Source organism: Amycolatopsis solani (assembly GCF_033441515.1).
In the GTDB taxonomy this organism is placed as follows: Bacteria; Actinomycetota; Actinomycetes; order Mycobacteriales; family Pseudonocardiaceae; genus Amycolatopsis; species Amycolatopsis solani.
In genome coordinates, this window is sequence record NZ_JAWQJT010000001.1 from 3780108 (window position 1) to 3798245 (window position 18138).

General features: G+C 72.4%; 16 protein-coding genes. 7 read left to right on the forward strand and 9 right to left on the reverse strand.

What is annotated here, in order from left to right; genetic code table 11:
- The first annotated feature begins 49 nt into the window (after positions 1–49).
- Complete coding sequence (locus SD460_RS17985; RefSeq protein WP_290062773.1) at positions 50–331, forward strand: metal-sensitive transcriptional regulator; 282 nt, start codon at positions 50–52, stop codon at positions 329–331.
- Here SD460_RS17985 and SD460_RS17990 read toward each other — a convergent pair whose 3' ends face one another.
- The 3 genes from SD460_RS17990 to SD460_RS18000 all read right to left on the reverse strand — a co-directional run bounded on the left by SD460_RS17990 (position 332) and on the right by SD460_RS18000 (position 3240).
- The gene (locus SD460_RS17990; RefSeq protein WP_290062774.1) at positions 332–1039 is read right to left on the reverse strand and encodes a CPBP family intramembrane glutamic endopeptidase; all 708 of its coding nucleotides are present in this window, start codon (positions 1037–1039) and stop codon (positions 332–334) included.
- 519 nt (positions 1040–1558) lie between these two features.
- Entirely contained in the window at positions 1559–2401 is an 843-nt protein-coding gene (locus SD460_RS17995) for a DivIVA domain-containing protein (protein ID WP_290062914.1), read from the reverse strand.
- 119 nt (positions 2402–2520) lie between these two features.
- Positions 2521–3240, reverse strand: a complete 720-nt coding sequence (locus SD460_RS18000) for an MgtC/SapB family protein (RefSeq protein ID WP_318306572.1) — start codon at positions 3238–3240, stop codon at positions 2521–2523.
- Between the two features lie 110 nt (positions 3241–3350).
- On the opposite strand from SD460_RS18000, the gene SD460_RS18005 reads away from it, so the two are divergent.
- On the forward strand, positions 3351–4025 hold the full coding sequence (locus tag SD460_RS18005) for a maleylpyruvate isomerase family mycothiol-dependent enzyme (RefSeq protein WP_318306401.1): 675 nt from the start codon (positions 3351–3353) through the stop codon (positions 4023–4025).
- 63 nt (positions 4026–4088) lie between these two features.
- Here SD460_RS18005 and SD460_RS18010 read toward each other — a convergent pair whose 3' ends face one another.
- The 3 genes from SD460_RS18010 to SD460_RS18020 form a co-directional block, all read right to left on the reverse strand.
- Positions 4089–5411, reverse strand: a complete 1323-nt coding sequence (locus SD460_RS18010) for a copper resistance CopC/CopD family protein (RefSeq protein WP_318306402.1) — start codon at positions 5409–5411, stop codon at positions 4089–4091.
- A complete protein-coding gene (locus SD460_RS18015; protein WP_290060692.1) occupies positions 5408–5983 on the reverse strand; it encodes a hypothetical protein in 576 nt (191 codons plus the stop codon). The genes SD460_RS18010 and SD460_RS18015 overlap by 4 nt, the downstream gene beginning before the upstream one ends.
- Before the next feature lie 151 nt (positions 5984–6134).
- Positions 6135–6827: a winged helix-turn-helix transcriptional regulator gene (locus SD460_RS18020; protein WP_290060690.1), complete on the reverse strand. Its 693-nt coding sequence runs from the start codon at positions 6825–6827 to the stop codon at positions 6135–6137.
- 300 nt (positions 6828–7127) lie between these two features.
- Here SD460_RS18020 and SD460_RS18025 point away from each other — a divergent pair, with 300 nt between their 5' ends.
- The 3 genes from SD460_RS18025 (at position 7128) to SD460_RS18035 (ending at position 12190) form a co-directional block, all read left to right on the forward strand.
- Positions 7128–9434, forward strand: coding sequence for a TOMM precursor leader peptide-binding protein (locus SD460_RS18025; RefSeq protein WP_318306403.1), 2307 nt, complete (start codon positions 7128–7130; stop codon positions 9432–9434).
- A gap of 51 nt (positions 9435–9485) precedes the next feature.
- Entirely contained in the window at positions 9486–10931 is a 1446-nt protein-coding gene (locus SD460_RS18030; RefSeq protein ID WP_290060685.1) for a SagB/ThcOx family dehydrogenase, read from the forward strand.
- A gap of 68 nt (positions 10932–10999) precedes the next feature.
- Positions 11000–12190, forward strand: coding sequence for a sensor histidine kinase (locus SD460_RS18035; RefSeq protein WP_318306404.1), 1191 nt, complete (start codon positions 11000–11002; stop codon positions 12188–12190).
- Between the two features lie 186 nt (positions 12191–12376).
- Here SD460_RS18035 and SD460_RS18040 read toward each other — a convergent pair whose 3' ends face one another.
- Positions 12377–12982, reverse strand: coding sequence for a response regulator transcription factor (locus SD460_RS18040; protein WP_290060681.1), 606 nt, complete (start codon positions 12980–12982; stop codon positions 12377–12379).
- Positions 12983–13244: 262 nt separating this feature from the next.
- Positions 13245–13997: a helix-turn-helix domain-containing protein gene (locus tag SD460_RS18045; protein WP_290060679.1), complete on the reverse strand. Its 753-nt coding sequence runs from the start codon at positions 13995–13997 to the stop codon at positions 13245–13247.
- Between the two features lie 229 nt (positions 13998–14226).
- On the opposite strand from SD460_RS18045, the gene SD460_RS18050 reads away from it, so the two are divergent.
- Complete coding sequence (locus SD460_RS18050) at positions 14227–14628, forward strand: hypothetical protein (RefSeq protein WP_290060677.1); 402 nt, start codon at positions 14227–14229, stop codon at positions 14626–14628.
- Positions 14629–14943: 315 nt separating this feature from the next.
- Positions 14944–15549, forward strand: a complete 606-nt coding sequence (locus tag SD460_RS18055; protein WP_086860969.1) for a response regulator transcription factor — start codon at positions 14944–14946, stop codon at positions 15547–15549.
- Positions 15550–15594: 45 nt separating this feature from the next.
- On the opposite strand, the gene SD460_RS18060 is transcribed toward SD460_RS18055, so the two are convergent.
- The gene (locus SD460_RS18060; RefSeq protein ID WP_318306405.1) at positions 15595–18006 is read right to left on the reverse strand and encodes a sensor histidine kinase; all 2412 of its coding nucleotides are present in this window, start codon (positions 18004–18006) and stop codon (positions 15595–15597) included.
- Between the last annotated feature and the right edge of the window lie 132 nt (positions 18007–18138).

The following is an 18138-nucleotide window of genomic DNA, read 5'->3' on the forward strand; positions in this document are numbered from 1 at the left end:
GGAGGGTATAGTCGGTGGTCAGGGACGCGGACGAGGGGACAGGTTGGCGATGACGGGGTACAGCACCGAGCGAGAGGCCTATCTCAAGCGCTTGCGCCGGATCGAGGGGCAGATCCGCGGGCTGCAGCGCATGGTCGAGCAGGACAAGTACTGCATCGACATCCTGACCCAGGTGTCGGCGGCGACGAAGGCACTGCAGTCGTTCTCGCTGGAGCTGCTCGACGAGCACCTGGCGACGTGCGTCGTCCAGGCGGCGGCTTCCGGCGGCGAAGAAGCGGACCTCAAGGTGCGCGAGGCGTCGGACGCGATCGCGCGGCTGGTCCGCTCCTAGCTATCGCACCAGTACGGCGAGGGTGAGCCCGCCGGCGTTCGTCGTGAAGTGCACGATGACGGAGGCGAGCACGCCCCGCCCGGCGTGCCGCCACCAGTGCAGGAAGATGCCGGCGACCCCCGCCGCGGCCATGGCGAGCACCTGCAGCACGACCACGGGCGTCGCCCCGAAGGCGGCGTGCACCGCGGCGTTGCGGCCGATGGCGAGCGCGGGCAGGGCGTGCCAGAGCCCGAAGAGCGCGGCCGAGCAGAGGATGGGCGGCCAGCGCCAGCGGTCGTCGGTCGCGCCGAAGAGCGCGGGCAGCACCCCGCGGAAGGCGACCTCTTCGATGAGCACGGTCCCGAACAGGATGCGGCCGCAGGTCAGCCACAGCAGCTGCCCGAGGTCGGGGTCACCGACGCGGCCGTCTTGGTAGACGGTCCGGAGAAAGGGCACGGCGAGCGCGACGCCGAAGACGACGGCGATGAGCCCGGCGCCGGCGAGGCCGACGAGAGCGGGGCGGCGGAGGGTGCTCAGGCCGAGGTCGGCCCAGTCGATTCCGGCGGCGCGGGCTAGGGCGACGAGGATGAGGGCGGCGGTGAGGCCGCAGACGGGGTAGGCCCAGCCGGGGAGCACGCGGTTGGCGAGCGTGGTGGCCGCGGCGAGGGTGATGATCGCGGTGACCAGGGCGAAGACGCGGCGCGGTGGGAAGGGGACGGCCTCGCTCAAGGGCGGACGCCTGGGGTTCTGGGGGCGCTGGGGGTCGCGAATGAGTCATTCGCGACGTTGCCGCTGGTCGCTCGTCGCGTGGTCTGGCGGTGCGGGCTGGCCGGGCGGGGGCTGGGTGGTGTCGCGAATGGGTCATTGGGGGCGTTGGAGGTCCCGAATGAGTCATTCGCGACGCTGCCGCTGGTGGCTCGTTGCGTGGTCCAGCGGCGTGGATTGGCCGGGCGCGGGCTGGGTGGGGTCGCGAATGGGTCATTGGGGGCGTTGGAGGTCCCGAATGAGTCATTCGCGACGTCGCCGCTGGTCGCTCGTCGCGTGGTCCAGCGGCGCGGGCTGGCCGGACGCGGGCTGGGTGAGGTCGCGAATGGGTCATTGGAGGCGTGGGAGGTCCCCAATGAGTCATTGGCGACGCTGCCGCGGGTGGCTTGTTGCGCGGCGTGGTAGTGCGGGCTGGCCGGGCGCGGGTTGGGTGGAGTCGCGAATGAGTCATTCGCGACCCCACCGCCCAAGCCCAAGCCAACGTCAGCTGACCGGGTCGGCGAGGTTGTCCGCTGGTGAGCGGCGCTGGACCGGGACTCTCTTCGACATCGGCATCGGCAACGTCGCTTCCGGGTCGAACGGGGCCGGGCGGTCGTCCAGGGCCACCGCCGCCTCTGTCAGGAGGGTTCGGCAGCCCGTCAGGCTCGCGTGCAGCTTGTCGCGGACCTCGTTCAGTGCCGCGACCTCGCGTTCGGCCGCGCCGACCATCGCTTCGCCGCGCTGGGCCGCCTCGGCTACCAGCTGATCCGCCTTCGCGCGGGCTGCCTCGTCCTGCGCTGCCAGCTCGCGCATCGCCTCCGCGCGGCGGATCGTCATCGCGCGCTTGTGGTCCTCTTCCAGCTCGGCTCGGCGGTGCGCGGCCGCTTCGTCGAGGTCGCGGCGGCGCTGCTCGGCCGCGCGGATCAGTTCTTCGTGCTCGGCGCGGTGGCGGTCGCGCTCGGCCTCCGCCTCGGCCACCAGGCGGCGTTCCTCCGCCGTCAGCCGGACGGCCTCGGCCTCCGCCTCGCGGACGATGCGCGCCGCGGTTTCCGTTGCCTGCGCGGTGATTTCGGTCGCCTCTTCGCGGGTCAGCTCGATCATCCGGCGCGAGCGCTCCTGGAGGGCGTCCGGGGCGATCGGGGTGCGGCTGATCCGGTCGATCTTCACGCGGAGTTCACCGTTCTGCTCCGCGAGCTCGGCTCCGCGCCGCCGGGCGGCGTCGCGTTCGGCGGTGAGCCTGCGGATCTCGGCCTCGGCCCAGTCGACGTATTCCTTGACCTGTGCGCGGTTGAACCCGCGCCACGCCAGGTCGAACCGTGCCACGTCCTCGCCGCCGCCGGGGGCCATGCCTCACCTCCGAATTGGATGGTTTTTCCTCGGCCGCACCTTTTCCTTGCGTGGCCGGGGAATCCGGTGTCACCCCAGTGTGCCGCAAACCCGCCGCAGCGCGCTGCCCGGGCGGGCGATCATTCGTCGAGCGGTTCGCCGGCGCCGGTGGACGTGCTGCGCACGCCGGGCAGCTCGGCGAGTTCGGCGGCGAGGTCGTAGAGATCACCGCGGCCGTCGAGGCGCAGGGTGACGACCGCGATCCGTTGTCCCTCCTCGGAAAGCGACTCGTGGTCGACGTCGACGTGGTGCACCGACCAGCCCCGCCCGGTGCACGTGGCCAGCGCCGCGCGCAGCACGCCGTGGCCGTCGAGGTAGCTCAGCTGCAGGACCGGCGGCTCCCGGCGGTGGCGCGCGACGAACCGCTGCAGCGGTGGGAAGCCGCGGGTCACCACGAAGTGCGCGATCGTCGTGCCGACGGCGAGCACCGGCAGCCCGGCGCCGCACGCCGTGCCGATCGCGGCGGTGACCCAGATCGTCGCCGCCGTGGTCAGGCCGCGGACCGCGTCGCGGCGGACGAAGATCAGGCCGCCGCCGATGAAGCCGATGCCGGACACGATCTGCGCGGCGATCCGCGACGGGTCCAGCGAGACGTGGTCGAGGCCGAGCAGGTCGGCGAAGCCGTACTTCGACACCAGCATGAACACGGCGGACCCGACGCCGACCAGGCTGTGCGTCCGCAGCCCGGCGGCCTTCATGCCCGCCTCGCGCTCGAGCCCGATGGCGACGCTCAGCACGAGGGCGAGCAGCACCGGCGGCAGCAGCTCCCACTGCGCCGACGTGGACCACAGTGTGGACAAGGTCGTGACCTCCTGTTCGCTTCGGCCGACGGCACGCGGGGAGAACCGCGAAGCCGTCACCAGGGGATACTGGGTCGACAGGACCGATCGTGCCAGGGTGAGGTGAGCGCGTGACAGCGACCCGGCCGGTCCCGGCGCCGGACTTCGTGGGGTACCCGGAGGTGCGGCGCCACATCCGCGCGCTGCTCGACGGGCGGCCCGGCACGCACCGCCGCCCGGTCCCGGCGTGTCCGAAGTGGACCGTCACGGACCTGGTCGGCCACGTCCTGGAGAAGGCCGAGGGCGTGTTCGCGCGGCACGGCGGGGTGCTGCCCCCGCGTGAAGGGCCGCTGGAGGTCCCCGAGCTGCTCGACCGCTGGGACGAGATCGGCGACGAACTCGACCGGCGCCTCGCCGAAGCGGGCGGGCGCAGCGGTGAAGTGCTGGTCATGGACGCCTACACGCACGAGCTGGACCTGCGCGCGGCCCTCGGCGTCCCGCCGCCGGTGGAACACCTGGCGTGGGCGCCGAGCTTCGACGTGCTGGTCCGCGGCTTTTCGGGTTCGGTCGCCGGCCGCGGCCTGCCGCCGGTCCGGCTTCGCACGACGGGTGGCTCGGCGTGGACGGCGGGCCCGGGCCGGCCCGGGATCTCGGTGACCGCCCCGGCCCACGAGCTGTACCGGGCGCTGGCCGGACGTCGGTCGCTGGGCCAGCTCGCGGCCCTGGACTGGAGCGCGGCGCCGGCGCGCTGGCTGCCCGCGTTCACGTGGGGCCCGTTCTCGCCACCGCTCCGACCTGGGGTTTGAGCGCGCCCGAACGTAGTGAATGACTCATTCCTGTCGTCGGACGACAGGAATGAGTCATTCACGTCATCCGCCGGGCGGGGTGACCGTCAGGAGCGCCGCCAGGGCCAGGACCACCACGCTGAGCAGGACCTCCACCGCCACCGCGCCGCGCAGGCGGCGGAGGGTGACCGTTTTCGTGGTCCCTTCGGGCGGTTCGCCCACGCTGCGCCGCACCGCCGCCCGCGACCGGCTCGCCACCGCCAGCAGCGCCGCCAGCCCGGCGATCTTCAGCAGCACCAGCAGGCCGAACTCGGTGGTCCACAGCGCGGACAGCGTCGGCATGATCCGCAACGCCAGTACCGCGCCGCTGATCGCGACCGCCGTCACCGCGCCCGCCGCGATGCGGGAAAACCGCGCCGCGACCGGGACCAGGTCTTCGCCCGGGGCCGGGCGGTACAGGCACAGGGCCAGCTGGACCAGGCCGCCCGCCCAGACCGCGATCGCGCCGAAGTGCACCAGGTCCGCGGTGACCGAGACGAACATGACCGGGTCCGTCACCGGGTGGCCGGTGGCCGAGAACGTCAGCAGGACGACGAAGCCCGTCACCATCGTCAGGTTCTCGTAGCGGGCCCGCAGCTTGTCCGGCTGCCCGGGCCGCAGCAGCCGGGGCAGCAGGAACACCAGCACGGCCACCGCCGCCAGCCGGAGCAGCAGCAGCTTCCCGTACGCGACGCGCAGTGTGTCCGCCAGCAGCCCCGTGTCGGACACCGCGCCGATGCCCCGCCCGGCCGCGTACGGGCCCTGGAGCACGAACGCCGCCACGGTGGCCGCCGCGACCAGGCCCGCGCCGGCGGTGAGCAGGCGGCGGGCCCGGCGGTCGGTGCGGCCGGCCGGGCGGCACAGGACCAGGAACGCCGCGCCGCCGAGGAGGACGACGCCGAGGTAGGCCAGCCAGCGCACCGACGTCGAGGCCGCGTCGACGACGCCGTCGGTGCCGGTGGCCGCGGACACCGCGCCCGCCGACGTCACCAGCGGGCCGGTGCCGACCACGAACGCGAACGTGCCGCGGACCGGGTGCGAGTCGGCCGAGACGAACGCGTATTCGACCAGGTAGCTGCCGTCGGGGACGTCCGGCCGCAGCTTCACGGCGACCTGCTCGGGGTCCTCGCCGGGCTGGAACACCGGTCCCGCGTCGACCTGGTTCCCCGCGAGGTCGACGACCTTGATGGACCCGGGCTGGATCCCGATGTTCTCCGAGAGGGTGACCGACACCGCCGGCGGCGCCGCGCTCAGGCGGGCGCCGTCCCCGGGGGTCGACGAAACGACTTCGACGTGCGCCGAAGCGGGGGTGGCGCTGAGCAGCAGCCAGCCGGCGAGGAAGGCCAGCAGGGCCAGCGCGCGCTTCACGACGCGGCGAGCTCGGGCCGCCTCGGCGCGCCGCAGTAGCAGCCGGTGATCTCGCGCTCGGCGGCCGAGGCGCGCCGGTGCAGGATGACCGCGACGATCATCGGGATGGTGACGATCGTGTTGTAGAACAGGTGCAGCTCCACCCGCGGCACCAGCAGCTGGATGATGCTGGTGGGCACCTTCTGCCCGGCCAGCCGCCAGCCGCTCTGCGCCTGGATGAACAGCAGCAGGTGCTCGATGTGGTGCCAGAACTGGATGCCCAGCGCGAGGTTCCACCACTGCCGCGACCGGCCGGCGAACCCGTGCCGCAGGACCCACAGGAAGACCAGCATGACCAGCGCGTAGCCGTAGTGCAGCCATTCCTGCGAGATCAGCCACGGGAACGGCATGCCGAGCACGCCGCGGGCTTTCGAGGTCGGCCAGCCGAAGCCGTAGATCTGGACGGCCTGGACGATGTGCTCGGCCCAGTGGGCCAGCACGATCAGCATGAACACCGCCAGCGCGCGGTTGTGGTAGCGGCTGTTGAGGCCGCCCAAGAACCCGGTCGGCCGGGCGATTTCGGACGTCGACATGCGAACCCCAGGTCTTCCGAAGGCGAAGGTGTGCGTCGACGATAGCCGTCCGCGGGGCGATATCCGTTACTCCGGATTGCGCATTCCACCAGGGAAACCACGCCGATGGGCCGATTGCGCGCCGCGGGCGGGGCCGGCGGCGCGCACCCGGTCAGTGCGCGACGAGACCGGTCGGGCGGTCCGGCGCCGGCGGGACGCGGAACAGGCGGGTGAACAGGTCCAGGTGCGCCGGGTCGCCCTCGACGCGGACCTTGCCGCTGGCGATCGCGTCCGGCGCCGAGAGGTTGCCGTTCAGCAGGTCCAGCAGCGCCGGCCCCTGCGGCTCGATCACCAGGTCGGCGGCGGGCAGCGCGCCCGCGGACGCCTTGAGCGCGCCGTCGTCGACCATCGCGTGCACGACCATGTCGCCCGGGTGGTGCAGCTCGTAGTTGACGTGCACGCCCGAGGCGGCCTCCTCCTGGAAGGTCGTGTAGAGCGAGATGATCGCGGTGTCGAGCGTGAAGACCTCGTCCGGCTTCGGGTAGGTCAGCGACCGCGAGCCCCACAGGCCGAGGTCGAGCACGATGTGGTCGAGCTCGGTGCCGTACTCGGTGAGCTCGTAGACGACGCCCGCGTCCAGCTGCGAGAGCACCCGGCGGCGGACCACACCCGACTCTTCGAGCTCGTTGAGCCGCGAAGTCAGGATGCTCACCGGGATGCGGGGCAGGGTGCGCTGGAGATCGGTGAACCGCTTCGGCCCGAGCATGAGGTCACGGACGACGAGCAGCGACCAGCGCTCGCCGACGATCTCGAGCGCCCGGGCCAGGCCGCAGAACTGTCCGTAGGTGCGAGCAGAGGTAGGCATACTCGGGTCCTCACTTGTGTCGGGGTGCCAGACCGGGCACCACCCCCGAATCGCGCAGGGCCGCGAGGTCGGTTACGGTGCCCCGTGACGCACCGTTCCGCCGCGGGCGTCGCTGTCTACGGTGACGGTTGAGCGCCGTGCGCGGCCAGTGAGTCCCGCACCGGCCCACCGTGCGTTTCCCATGTCAACCCATGCGTTTCGCATGACTTCTCCGTGTTTGCCGCACTGGCTGAGTAGACCTCGGGTGGAGCAGGATTCAGATTCTCGTCCCGCTCCATCCGGCTACCGGCAGGAGAACCCATGCGCACGACAGCGGTCAACGCACGGGTCCCGGAAGACGGCGGCGCGGTGCCGGCGCGGGCCCCGGCCTTCCGGCGCCACCTGCGGGCCGAGGTCAGGGCGGGCAAGGGCGCGTACCTGTTCTCCGAACAGGGCGTGATCGCGATGCGCGGGGCGAAGATCGAGTCGCTCGCGGCGTTGCTGGACGGTACGCACGACCTCGACGGGCTGCTCCGTGACCGGCCCGGCGGGATGGCACCGGAAGAGGTCGCCGCGCTGCTGGCGCAGCTGGTCGACGCCGGGCTGGTGACGTTGCGCAGCCAGAGCGACGAAGACCGGCTCGGTGACGAACGCGCACTGGCCTATTGGGACGCGTGCGGTGTGGACGCCGACCTCGTCGCCGCACGGCAGGGCACCGTGCGGCTGACCGCGGTCGGCGACAGCGCCGACGGCGTCGACCCGGGTGCGGTCGAGCGGGCACTGGCCGGTGCCGGGCTCGGGGTGGTGCGCACCGCCGCCGGCTCCGCCGACCTGTCGGTCGTGCTGTGCGCCGACTACCTCGACCCGCGGCTGGCCGTGGTCGACGCCGAGCACCGGCGGGCCGGGCGGCCGTGGCTGCTGGCGCGCCCGTTCGGGGCCCAGGTGTGGATCGGCCCGGTGCTGCAGCCGGCCGGGGCCTGCTGGCACTGCCTGACCCACCGGCTGTGGGGCCACCGGCACGCCGAAGCGTGCGTGCAGGAGGAGCTGGGCCACGCCGGCCCGGCCCGCCGCCCGATGCCGGCGTTGCCGCCGCTCACCTCGGCCGCGGCACACCTCGTCGCGCTGGAGGCCGCCAAGTGGGTGGCCGGGTACCGCTACCACGGCCAGCAGTGCGTGTGGACGCTCGACACCCTGGACCTGCAGGGCAGGCTCCACGAACTGCGCCGCCGCCCGCAGTGCCCCGGCTGCGGCGACCCGTGGCAGGTCGCGTGGCGCTCGGTCCGCCCGGTGACGCTGCAACCGGCGAAGAAGGCGACCACCGGGGGCGGCGGGCACCGCACGGCGACGCCGTCGCAGATGCTCGAACGGCACCGGCACCTGATCAGCCCGGTCACCGGGATCATCAAGGAGATCCAGCCGGACCCGGCCGCGCCGCCGTTCGCCAACGCCTACCGCTCCGGGCCCAACGTCGCCCGCGGCATCACCGGGATGGCCGCGCTGCGCGCCGGGCTGCGCTGCGAGAACGGCGGCAAGGGCGTCAGCCCGCTCGACGCCGAGGTCAGCGCGCTCTGCGAGGCGGCGGAACGGTTCTCGGGCAACTACCAGGGCGACGAGCTGCGCATCCGCGGCTCCTACGAGGAGCTGGGCGAGCAAGCCGTCCACCCCAACGACTGCATGCTGTTCGCCGGACGGCAGTACGCCGACCGCGCCGCCTGGAACCGCGCGCACGCGGACTTCCAGCACGTCCCCGAGCCGTTCGACCCGGCGGCCCGCACCGACTGGACGCCGGTGTGGTCGACGTCCGGCCGCCGTCGGCTCCTGCCGACGTCCTACCTGTACTACGGGACGCCGCGGGAGAGCGCGACGGCCGGGGTGCGCGCCGACTCGAACGGCGCGGCGGCGGGCAGCAGCCTGGAGGACGCGATCCTGCAGGGCGCGCTCGAGCTCGTCGAACGCGACGCCGTGGCGCTGTGGTGGTACAACCGCACCCCCGTGCCGGGCGTCGACCTCGCGTCCTTCTCCGACGCGTGGCTGGAGGAGATGGCGGGCAACTACGCGGCGATCGGCCGGGAGATGTGGGTCCTCGACGTGACCGCCGACCTGGGGATCCCGGTGACCGTCGCGCTTTCGCGGCGGACCGACGGCCCGCACGAAGACATCATGATGGGCTTCGGCGCGCACCTCGACCCGCGGATCGCGGTGCGCCGCGCGGTGACCGAGCTCAACCAGATGCTGCCGGTGGTGCACCAGTCGGGGCACGGGCTCGACGACCCGGACGCGCGGCGCTGGCTCGCCTACGCGACCGTCGCGAACCAGCCGTACCTGCGGCCGGCCGCAGGGGAGCGGATGCGGACCGCCGCGGACTTCCCGTTCGTCAACCGGCCCGACGTCCGCGACGACGTCGAAGCGCTGGGCCGGGTGTTCGACCGCGCCGGCCTGGAACTGCTGGTGCTCGACCAGACCCGCCCCGACGTCGGCATCCCCGTGGTCAAGGTGCTCGTCCCCGGCCTGCGCCCGTTCTGGGCCCGGTTCGCGCCCGGCCGGCTCTTCGACGTCCCGGTCGCGCTGGGCAGGCTGGCGGCGCCGACCCCCTACGAGCGGCTCAACCCGTTCCCGATGTTCCTGTGAGCGCCCCCGTGCGGGAGCTCGTTGTTCGTTGTCCGCTTGAGGAGTTTGGCCTTGCCTGCAGACCGCCCGGAGGGGATCCCGGACACCGTCCGGCTCTGGTCCCTCACCGAAGACACCCTGCTGGAGGCGGGGGACGACGACACGATCGTCGCGATCACCTGGTGGGGTGAGTACGAACTGGCGGGCATTCCCGGCCCGGTCCGCGAGTCACTGGGCCGGATGGTGCTCGGCCCGGTCTCGATGGGCAACCTCGCCTCGTCGGCGGCCGGTGGCGCCGAAGCCTGGGCGGGCGCGCTGCGCAAGGCCCTCAACCGGCTGTCGGGCTCGGTCGTGCACTCGCTGGCGCTCAACGACGGCCGCGGGCCGCTGCTGTCGGCGATCCCGGTGACGCAGTTCCCGGTCTTCTCGACCGATCCGGTGCCGCCCGGCAGGCTCATCAAGCTTTCGCGGTTCTCGGCGATGCGGCCGGACAGCGGCGGGCTGCTGCTCGAGTCGCCCCGCGCCCGCTACCGGGTCGCGCTGCTGCGCCCGCCGGCCGTGACGGTGGCGTCGTCGCTGGCCCGGCCGGTCACCGTCGCCCAGGTCGCCGAGACCACCGGGCTGGCCGAAGCGGTGGTGGCCGACATCGCGGCGTTCCTGGTGGCGGCCGGCGTGGTGCTGGCGGCCGACGACTGGGCGGAGTTCGCCGAAGACGGCGACGACGACCTCGCCCCCTGGTCACCCGACGACCTGATGTTCCACGCGCGCAGCCGGACGTGGCAGAAGGGCGGGCCGTCGGAACCGGGGCCACGCCGGACCGGCGCCGAGCCGCCGGTGGTCAAGCAGATCAGCGCGGGCCCGACCTTCCCGTTGCACCGCCCGGACCCGGCGGTGCTCAAGGCGACCGACCCGACGCTGAGCACGTTGCTCGAAGAAGACCACGTGTGCCCCGAGGTCACCGAACGCGCGTTGTCGGCCGAGCAGATCGGGGAGTTCCTCTTCCGCGCCGCGCGGGTCCGGTCGATCGGGCCGACCTACCTGCCCGGCGGGCCCGGCCACGAGGCGTCCCAGCGGCCGTACTTCAGCGTCGCCTGCCTGTACGAGCTCGAAATCTACGTCGCCGTCAACCGGTGCGCGGGGCTCGGCCGCGGGATCTACCACTACGACCCGCTGTGGCACACGCTGACGCTCATCAACGACGACGCGGTGGCCCTGGACGGCATGCTGGACCTGGCCATGATCGGCGCCGGCAGCCACCGCCGGCCGTCGGTGCTGCTGACGATGACCGCGCGGATGTCGCGGATCGCGTGGGTGCTCGGCAGCGCCGCGTACGCGACGACGCTGCTGCACGTCGGCGCGCTCCAGCAGGTCCTGTACCTCACGGCGAAGGCGATGGGGCTCGCCGCGCACGCCGTGCCGGTCGACGCCGGCGACCGCGTCGACCGGTCGCTGAAGCTGGAGTGGCCCGCCGAAGTGAGCGTCGGCGAGTGCGTCCTCGACTTCCCCGGGGTCGGTTGACCCCTGAATCCGGGGGTTCGCCCTGTTACCTTGGTGACACTGGGGTGCGGGGTGACGCGGGAGGGGCCGTGGTTTATCCGGTGCGGGTGCGCGGGCTGCGCTTTCGGAGGCGGGCCGCGCCGCTCGCGGACGAGCGGCGGGACTCCCGCGCGCTCGTGCTCGGCGCGCAGGCCGCGGCCGCCGCCGGCGTGGCGTTGCTCGCTGTCCTGCCCGTGCTCACCGGTGCCGAAGCGTGGTTCCTGCGGCCGGTCGCGCTGGCGTGTGCGGCGGGGCTGGTGGCCGGGCACCTGCGCTGGTTCGCCCGCGGCCGCGCCCGGCGCCCGTGGCTGGCCCTGACCGTGCAGGCCACGCTGGGGTTCGGGCCGTTGCTGTGGCTGGGCGAGCCGTGGAGCACCGCGAGCGGGTTCTTCGCCGGCGGCCTGCTGCTGGTGTCCCCGCCGGCCAGAGCGGTTCCCTGGGCGCTGCTCGCGTGCGTCGTCGCGGGGATCGTTTCGGCGGTGCCAGGCTGGCCTGCAGGCCTGTTCGACGCGGGAGTCGGGGGTGCGGTGTCGGCCGGCGTGGCGGCGCTGTCGCTGTTCGGGCTCGGGACGGCCGCGCGGGTGGTCGCCGGCCGGGCGCGGGAGGTCTGCGAGCTGAAGCGCCGGACCATCGCCGAGGAACGCATGCGCTTCTCCCGAGACCTCCACGACCTGCTGGGATTGAGCCTTTCGGCCATCACCCTCAAGGGTGAACTCGTGGATCGCCTCGTGCCCGGGAAGCCGGAGCTGGCCAAGGCGGAACTGGCCGAACTGCTCGTGATGTCCCGGCGCGCGCTGGCCGACGTCCGCACGATCGCGGCGGGCTACCGCGAGCTGTCGCTGGACGACGAGTGCCGCGCGGCGGCGGACGTCCTGAGCGCGGCGGGCACCCGCGTGACGGTCGCCCGGTCCGGCATCGGCGAGCTGCCCCCGCCGGTGGCCACGACGCTGGGGACGGTGCTGCGCGAAGGGGTGACGAACGTGGTGCGCCACAGCACCGCGAGCTGGTGCGCGTTCTCGGTGAGCACCGAGGACGGCACGGCCTGGCTGGAGATCGTCAACGACGGCGCGAACGGCGCGGGCAGCGGCGAGGGCTCGGGCGCGGGCCTGCGCAACCTGGGCGACCGCGTCGAGGCGATGAACGGCACGCTGACCACGGAGGTGGGCCCGGACGGCACCCACCGCCTGCTGGTGGCCATCCCGGTCGGCTCGCTACGGCAGGAACGCCCCCGCGCAAGCTAACGCCCGCTCCGCCGCTTCGCTCGCTTCGCCGCCTCCGCTCCGCCCCAAGCGCCCCAATGTGGCCTTGGTTGCGTCAGACGCACCCAAGGCGGCCTTCGGTGCGTCAGACGCACCGAAGGCCACATTGGGGCGCTCGGGGAGAGCGGGCGAGCGGGCGGGCGAAAGCGCTTTCCGGGACCGGGGTGGTCAGAGCCACTCGGCTTCGGTGGCGATGCGGATGGCGTGGACCCGGTTGCGGGCGTTCAGCTTCGTCACCACGGCGGCCAGGTAGTTGCGGACCGTTCCGGCGGACAGGAACAGCTCGGACGCGATGTCGGCGACCGTGCGCCCGCGTGCCGCCAGCGAGAGGATCTCGATCTCGCGCGGGGTCAGCGGGCAGTCGTCGGTTTCCCAGGCGGCGAGCGCCAGTTCGCTGTCGATGACCCGGCGTCCGATCGCGACCGACCGGACCGCGTTCGCCAGCTTGTCCGACGGCGAGTCCTTGAGCAGGAAGCCGTTCACCTTGGCGTCCAGCGCCCGGCGCACCGTGCCCGGCCGGCCGAGGCTGGTCAGGATCAGCGTGTGGACGTCCGGCAGGCTCTCGTGGATTTCGATCGCGGCGGACAGGCCGTCCTTGCCCGGCAGGTCGATGTCGATGATCGCGACGTCGGGCTGGGCCGACTTCGCGGCGGGCAGGATCTGATCCCCCGTGGACACCTCGGCGACGACCTCGATGTCGGATTCGAGGTTCAGCAAGGCGACGAGCGCGCCGCGGACCATGTGCATGTCCTCGGCCAGCAACACCTTGATCACGACGGTACCTCGCACCCCAGTCCGACGACTCCGAACGGTAATTGTACGCCATTGCCCGGCATCGCCGGAGTTTCCCGGAAGTGAAACCCCGATCGCGCACCGCGGGAGAATGCCCCTCAATTCCTGCGCACTTACCCGAGATAGGCACGTGCCCGCAATCCCGCGGCCGATGACGGCAGCTTGGGCCGAACGGCCGCGGGTGCTCCCCAGTCGATCACGCCGCCCCCGGACCCGGCGGGGCGGCGACTCCCCAGTTCGTCCTTCAGCTCGCCAGCGACCGCGAAACGGCGGCCTGGCGCAGGTCGGGCAGGGCCAGCAGGACCGGCGGGTCGAAGCCGTGGCGCGGGCGCAGCCGCACGTCGGCCAGGCTCGCCGTGACGCCGCGCTGGATGTGCACCGGCCCGGTGAGGCCGGTGAACGGCCGCAACGCCTGGTTGCCGTCCAGCGCGCAGGTCCCGAACGCGTGCGTCAGCACGTACCATGACCCGAGCGGCACGTCTGCCAGCGCGTATGGCCCGGGACCGGGCACGACCACGTGCCGGGCGGGGGTGCCCTCGGCGATGCGGGCGCTGAAGAGCCCGATGAACACCGGCCCGACGTCGGCCGGCGAGGAGAGGCGCAGCTGCCCGCGCACGGTGGCGCCCGAACCCGGCTCGGCCTGCCGGTCGGCGATCCGCGGCGCCATGCCGTGCAGCTGGCGGTAACCGGACGGCGAGACGCCGACGCTGCCGCTGAACCGCGCGCTGAAGGTGCCGACGCTGTTGTACCCGACCTGGTGGCTGATGTCGGCCACCGAGATGACGGTGGTCGCGAGCAGGCGTTTCGCCTCCGCCAGCCGCAGGGCCGAGAGGAACCGGCCGGGCGAGAGCCCGGTGACCCGCAGGAACACGCGGGTGAAGTGGAACTTGCTGAACATGGCCGCGCGGGCGAGGTCGTCGATCGTGAGCCGCTCGCCCAGGTTGTCTCGCATGGTCACGATGGCTCGTGCCACGGCTTGCCGGACGATCTCATCCATGGTGGGCCGTCCCTCCGGTCGAGGAGTGCCGCCCGATCGCCTTCCCGGCGAAGGCACCCGGTGCGGGAATTGATTTCGGCTAAAACTGTAGATCCGTTGGCGTCTACTTCTTAAGTGCTCTGTGCACCGGTCGACGTGGATTTCGCCGGTGGTCGACATGCGTTTTGCACATGCCCCGTTTGCGCGGCTCCGGCGGGGGTAGCCGGGGTGTGCCGGGCATGCGTCACCCGTGAAGGTGATGGCAAAGCGCAGTCGACTGACCGCGCTTGGTCACGAAATCGGCGTGATCCGCTCCTCTTTCGACTTCTTGTTAGGCCGTTCGGCCCTCTCCCCGGAACCGCACGGACCATGTGTAAGCCACAGCGCCCCGATGATGCGGGCACTGGCTGTCGTTGCGTCCGTCGGCGACGATTTATGGCACGTGAAGCAATCATCTTCGCCACTGGGAGCAAAAATGTCCGCACAGGTTTCTGCTGACGTCCGCGCGCTTTTCGCCGATATGGGAATCGAGTTCGAGAAGACCGTGACCGATCTGGCCATCGACCGCTTCGAGCAGTGGAGCAACCGCGGCGCCGACGTCCGCCCCGTCATGGGCACCATCTGCAACATGGACCTCCTCGAAGCGGCCTGAGGAGTGTTTGCCCTGTTCCTGACGGTGCCGAGCCGGTCCCGGCGGATGCCTCCCGCGTCCGGCGCGACCGGCTCGTCGCATGTGGAGGGCCCGAGTGTCCACAGTCGCCGGCGGGGGACTTTCCAACCGTACCGCCGGTCCGCTCGTCACGGCCGGTAGCCGTCCGGTCGCGACGCGGCATTTTTAACCTGGCGCTTACCAGTGCCGGTGTATTTCCGCGGCGGCGGCGGCAAAGTGGTGCCCGAATGGTGCAACCGATTCGTCAAGCAGAATGTTTAACTGAGCTTCTGGGGAATCGTGAGTGCGGAGGCACCCGTGATCAGAGTGCTGGTTGCCGAGGACATGCACATCGTGCGGGGCGCGCTGGTCGCCCTGCTGCGGCTGGAGCCCGACATCGAGGTCGTCGCGGAGGTCGCGTCGGGGCTGGAGATCCTGCCCACCGCCAAGGCGAAGCAGGCGCAGGTGGCGGTCATCGACATCGACCTGCCGGGCAAGGACGGTCTCACCGCGGCCGGTGAGCTGCACGAACAGCTCCCGGAGTGCCGGACCCTCATCCTGACCAGCCTGGGTAGGCCGGGGACGCTCCGGCGCGCCCTGGACGCCAAAGTGGGCGGTTTCCTGCTGAAGGACGCGCCGCCCGACAAGCTGGCCAACGCCGTGCGCGGGGTCCTCGCCGGCCGCCGCATGGTCGACGGCGACCTGGCGCTCGCCGCCTGGGACACGGTGGACTGCCCGCTCACCGGCCGCGAGCTCGACGTGCTGCGGATGACCGCGCAGGGCTACGGGACCGTCGAAGTCGCCGCGCGCCTGTACCTCTCGGCCGGCACGGTCCGGAACTACCTGACGACCGTCGTCGCGAAGCTCAACGCCCGCAACCGGGTCGACGCCATCCGCATCGCCGAGGAGTCCGGCTGGCTCTGACCGCCCGCGGTCCGGGGAAAAGGTACAGACCAGTATTTCCGTGGTTCAGACCGGTACGACCGCGCGCAACCGGAAGCGGCCGTCCGGCTCGACCCCGGCGGTGAGTTCGCCGCCGAGGTCGGCGACCCGGTGCGACAGGTTGCCGATCCCGCTGCCCGGCGAGGTGTCCCGCGGCGCCGCGACGGCCCGCGGGCGCCGCGGTTCGGGCACCGCGGGGCCGGGTTCTTCCGGTACCGCGGCCTCCTCGGTCTCGCGGCTCGCGGGGCGGGGCCCGTCGCCGTTGCGCTCGACGCCGTCGTTGACGATGTCGAGGCAGATCCCGTTGTCCGTGCGGCGCATGGCGATCTCGCAGCTCTCCACCCGGCTGTGCCGCAGGACGTTCGTGACGCCTTCGCGCAGGACGACGGCCAGCACCGTCCGCACCGGCATCGGCAGCTCGTCCTCGAGCATCTCCATCCGCACCCGCACGTCGGCGGCCACCAGCACGGACTTCGCCGTGCGGGACTCGCTGTCGAGGGACAGCTCGCGGTAGCCGCTGGCGACCGACCGGACGTCGGAGAGGGCCTGCCGCGTCAGGCCGAGGACTTCGGTCAGCTCCTCGGCGGCGCGGCCGCGGTCCAGTGGCAGCACCCGCGCGGTCAGCTCGCTCTTCAGCGCGATCGCGGACAGGCTCATGCCGAGCAGGTCGTGCAGGTCGCGGGCGAACCGCAGCCGCTCTTCGGCCAGCGCCATCTCGGCCAGCCGGCGGCGGGTGTTGTCGAGCTCGGTCACCAGCCGCACCAGCCACAGCAGCCCGAACACCGCCAGCCCCGTCATCACGGTCGCGGCGGTGTAGAAGACCGTGGAGGTGATGTCCGCGCCGGAGAACCGCTGGATCTCCGCGTAGGCGGCGATGTTCACCGCGAAGAACGCCCAGCCCGCCACCGGCGGCAGGACCAGCAGCCCGCTGCCGATCAGCAGCCCGGGCACGCTGACCCAGTTCGCGCCCAGCGGCAGCAGCGGCAGGTAGGTCAGGCAGACCTGGACGAAGAGCATGCCGTAGCTCTGGCCCGACCGCAGCTGCGTCGCGGGCCGGTTGAAGTACGAGAACTGCAGGGCCAGCAACGCCACCACGCAGCCGACGACCAGCGCCACCTCCCACGCCTGGGTGGTCAGCTGGAGCACGTGCACGGTCGCGCCGCACCCCATGATGGCCATGCACGCCGGCAGCAGCCAGCGGATCCGCTTCGACTCGCTCGCCGACCGCTTCGTTTCGGGCGCGGTAGGTCGCACGGTCCGGTCGGCCACCGGGAGCTCGACGCGCAGCCGGAACCGGCCGTCCGCGCCGGCCTTCACGGTGGCCGTGCCGCCGAGCGCGGCGACCTCGTCGGGCAGGGCGGTCAGCTTGCTGTCCGGGGCGAGCGCCGCCTCGTCCGCGGTGACCCCGTCGTTGACGATTTCGAGGGTGACCTTGCCGTCGTGGTGGCGGACGTCGATCTCGCAGTGCTCGACTTCGCTGTAGCGCAGGACGTTCGTGACCCCTTCGCGCAGCACCCGGGCGAGCAGCGTGCGGGCCTGGACGGGCAGGTCGCCCTGGTCGAGGTGGATCTGCACGGCGATGTCGGAGGCCGACAGCAGCGTCTCGGCCGTCCGCGACTCCTTTTCCAGCGAAAGCTCCCGGTAGCCGTGGGAGACGGCCCGGACGTCGGAGAGCGTGCGCTGCGCGGTGGCGGTGATCTCGGCGAGCTCGGCTTTGGCGCGGTCGGCGGACTTGCGCATCAGGCGGTGCACCAGCTCGCCCTTGAGCGCGATCGCGGACAGGCTCAGCCCGAGCAGGTCGTGCAGGTCGCGGGCGAAGGCGAGGCGCTGCTCGGCGACCGCGCGCTGGGCCAGTTCGGTGCGGGCCTGGTGCAGTTCGTTGACCAGCCGGACGAGCCGGGCCAGCAGGTAGAACAGGAAGCTGTAGAAGGCGGCCGCGAGCCCGTTGTAGATCGCCGACAGCGGCGGGGCGTCGAAGAACCAGTAGACGAAGACGACGCTGAGGCAGACCGCGGTGAGCGTGGGCCAGGCCCACCGGGGCGGCAGCACGAGCAGGGCCGCGCCGCCGACGAAGTCCGGCATGTCCGCCCAGTAGACGCCGAAGGTCAGGATGGGCAGGTAGGCCAGCACGACCATGACGCCGAGCAGGACCCGGCTGGTCGCCGAGTCGAGCTGGGCCCCGGGGCGGCTGAACCACAGCAGCTGGATCGCGAGCAGCCCGGCGACGGCGGCGATCGCGTAGACCGCGTGCAGGCCGTCGACCGACGTCGGCAGCAGGTTCACCACGCCGACCACGCCGAACCCGGCGACGACCACGACGACGATGGCCGCGGCCAGGTAGGTGGCCAGCCGTGGACGCCGGTCCGCCGCGGTGGTCCCGCGCGGTTCGGCGGTCGCTGAGCGCCCGGTGGGGGGCTCGAGTGCGGCGACCGGAGACATCAGTGCGGACCCCCCGGAGTCTGCGCGGCGGCCGGTCCGCTCGGGAGGCCGGAACCTGGACGCGGTGTGCATGGCGTGCGGTAGATCCTAACTCACGGGAGCGCGCCGAAAACGGTGCGAAAGCGCGCAGAA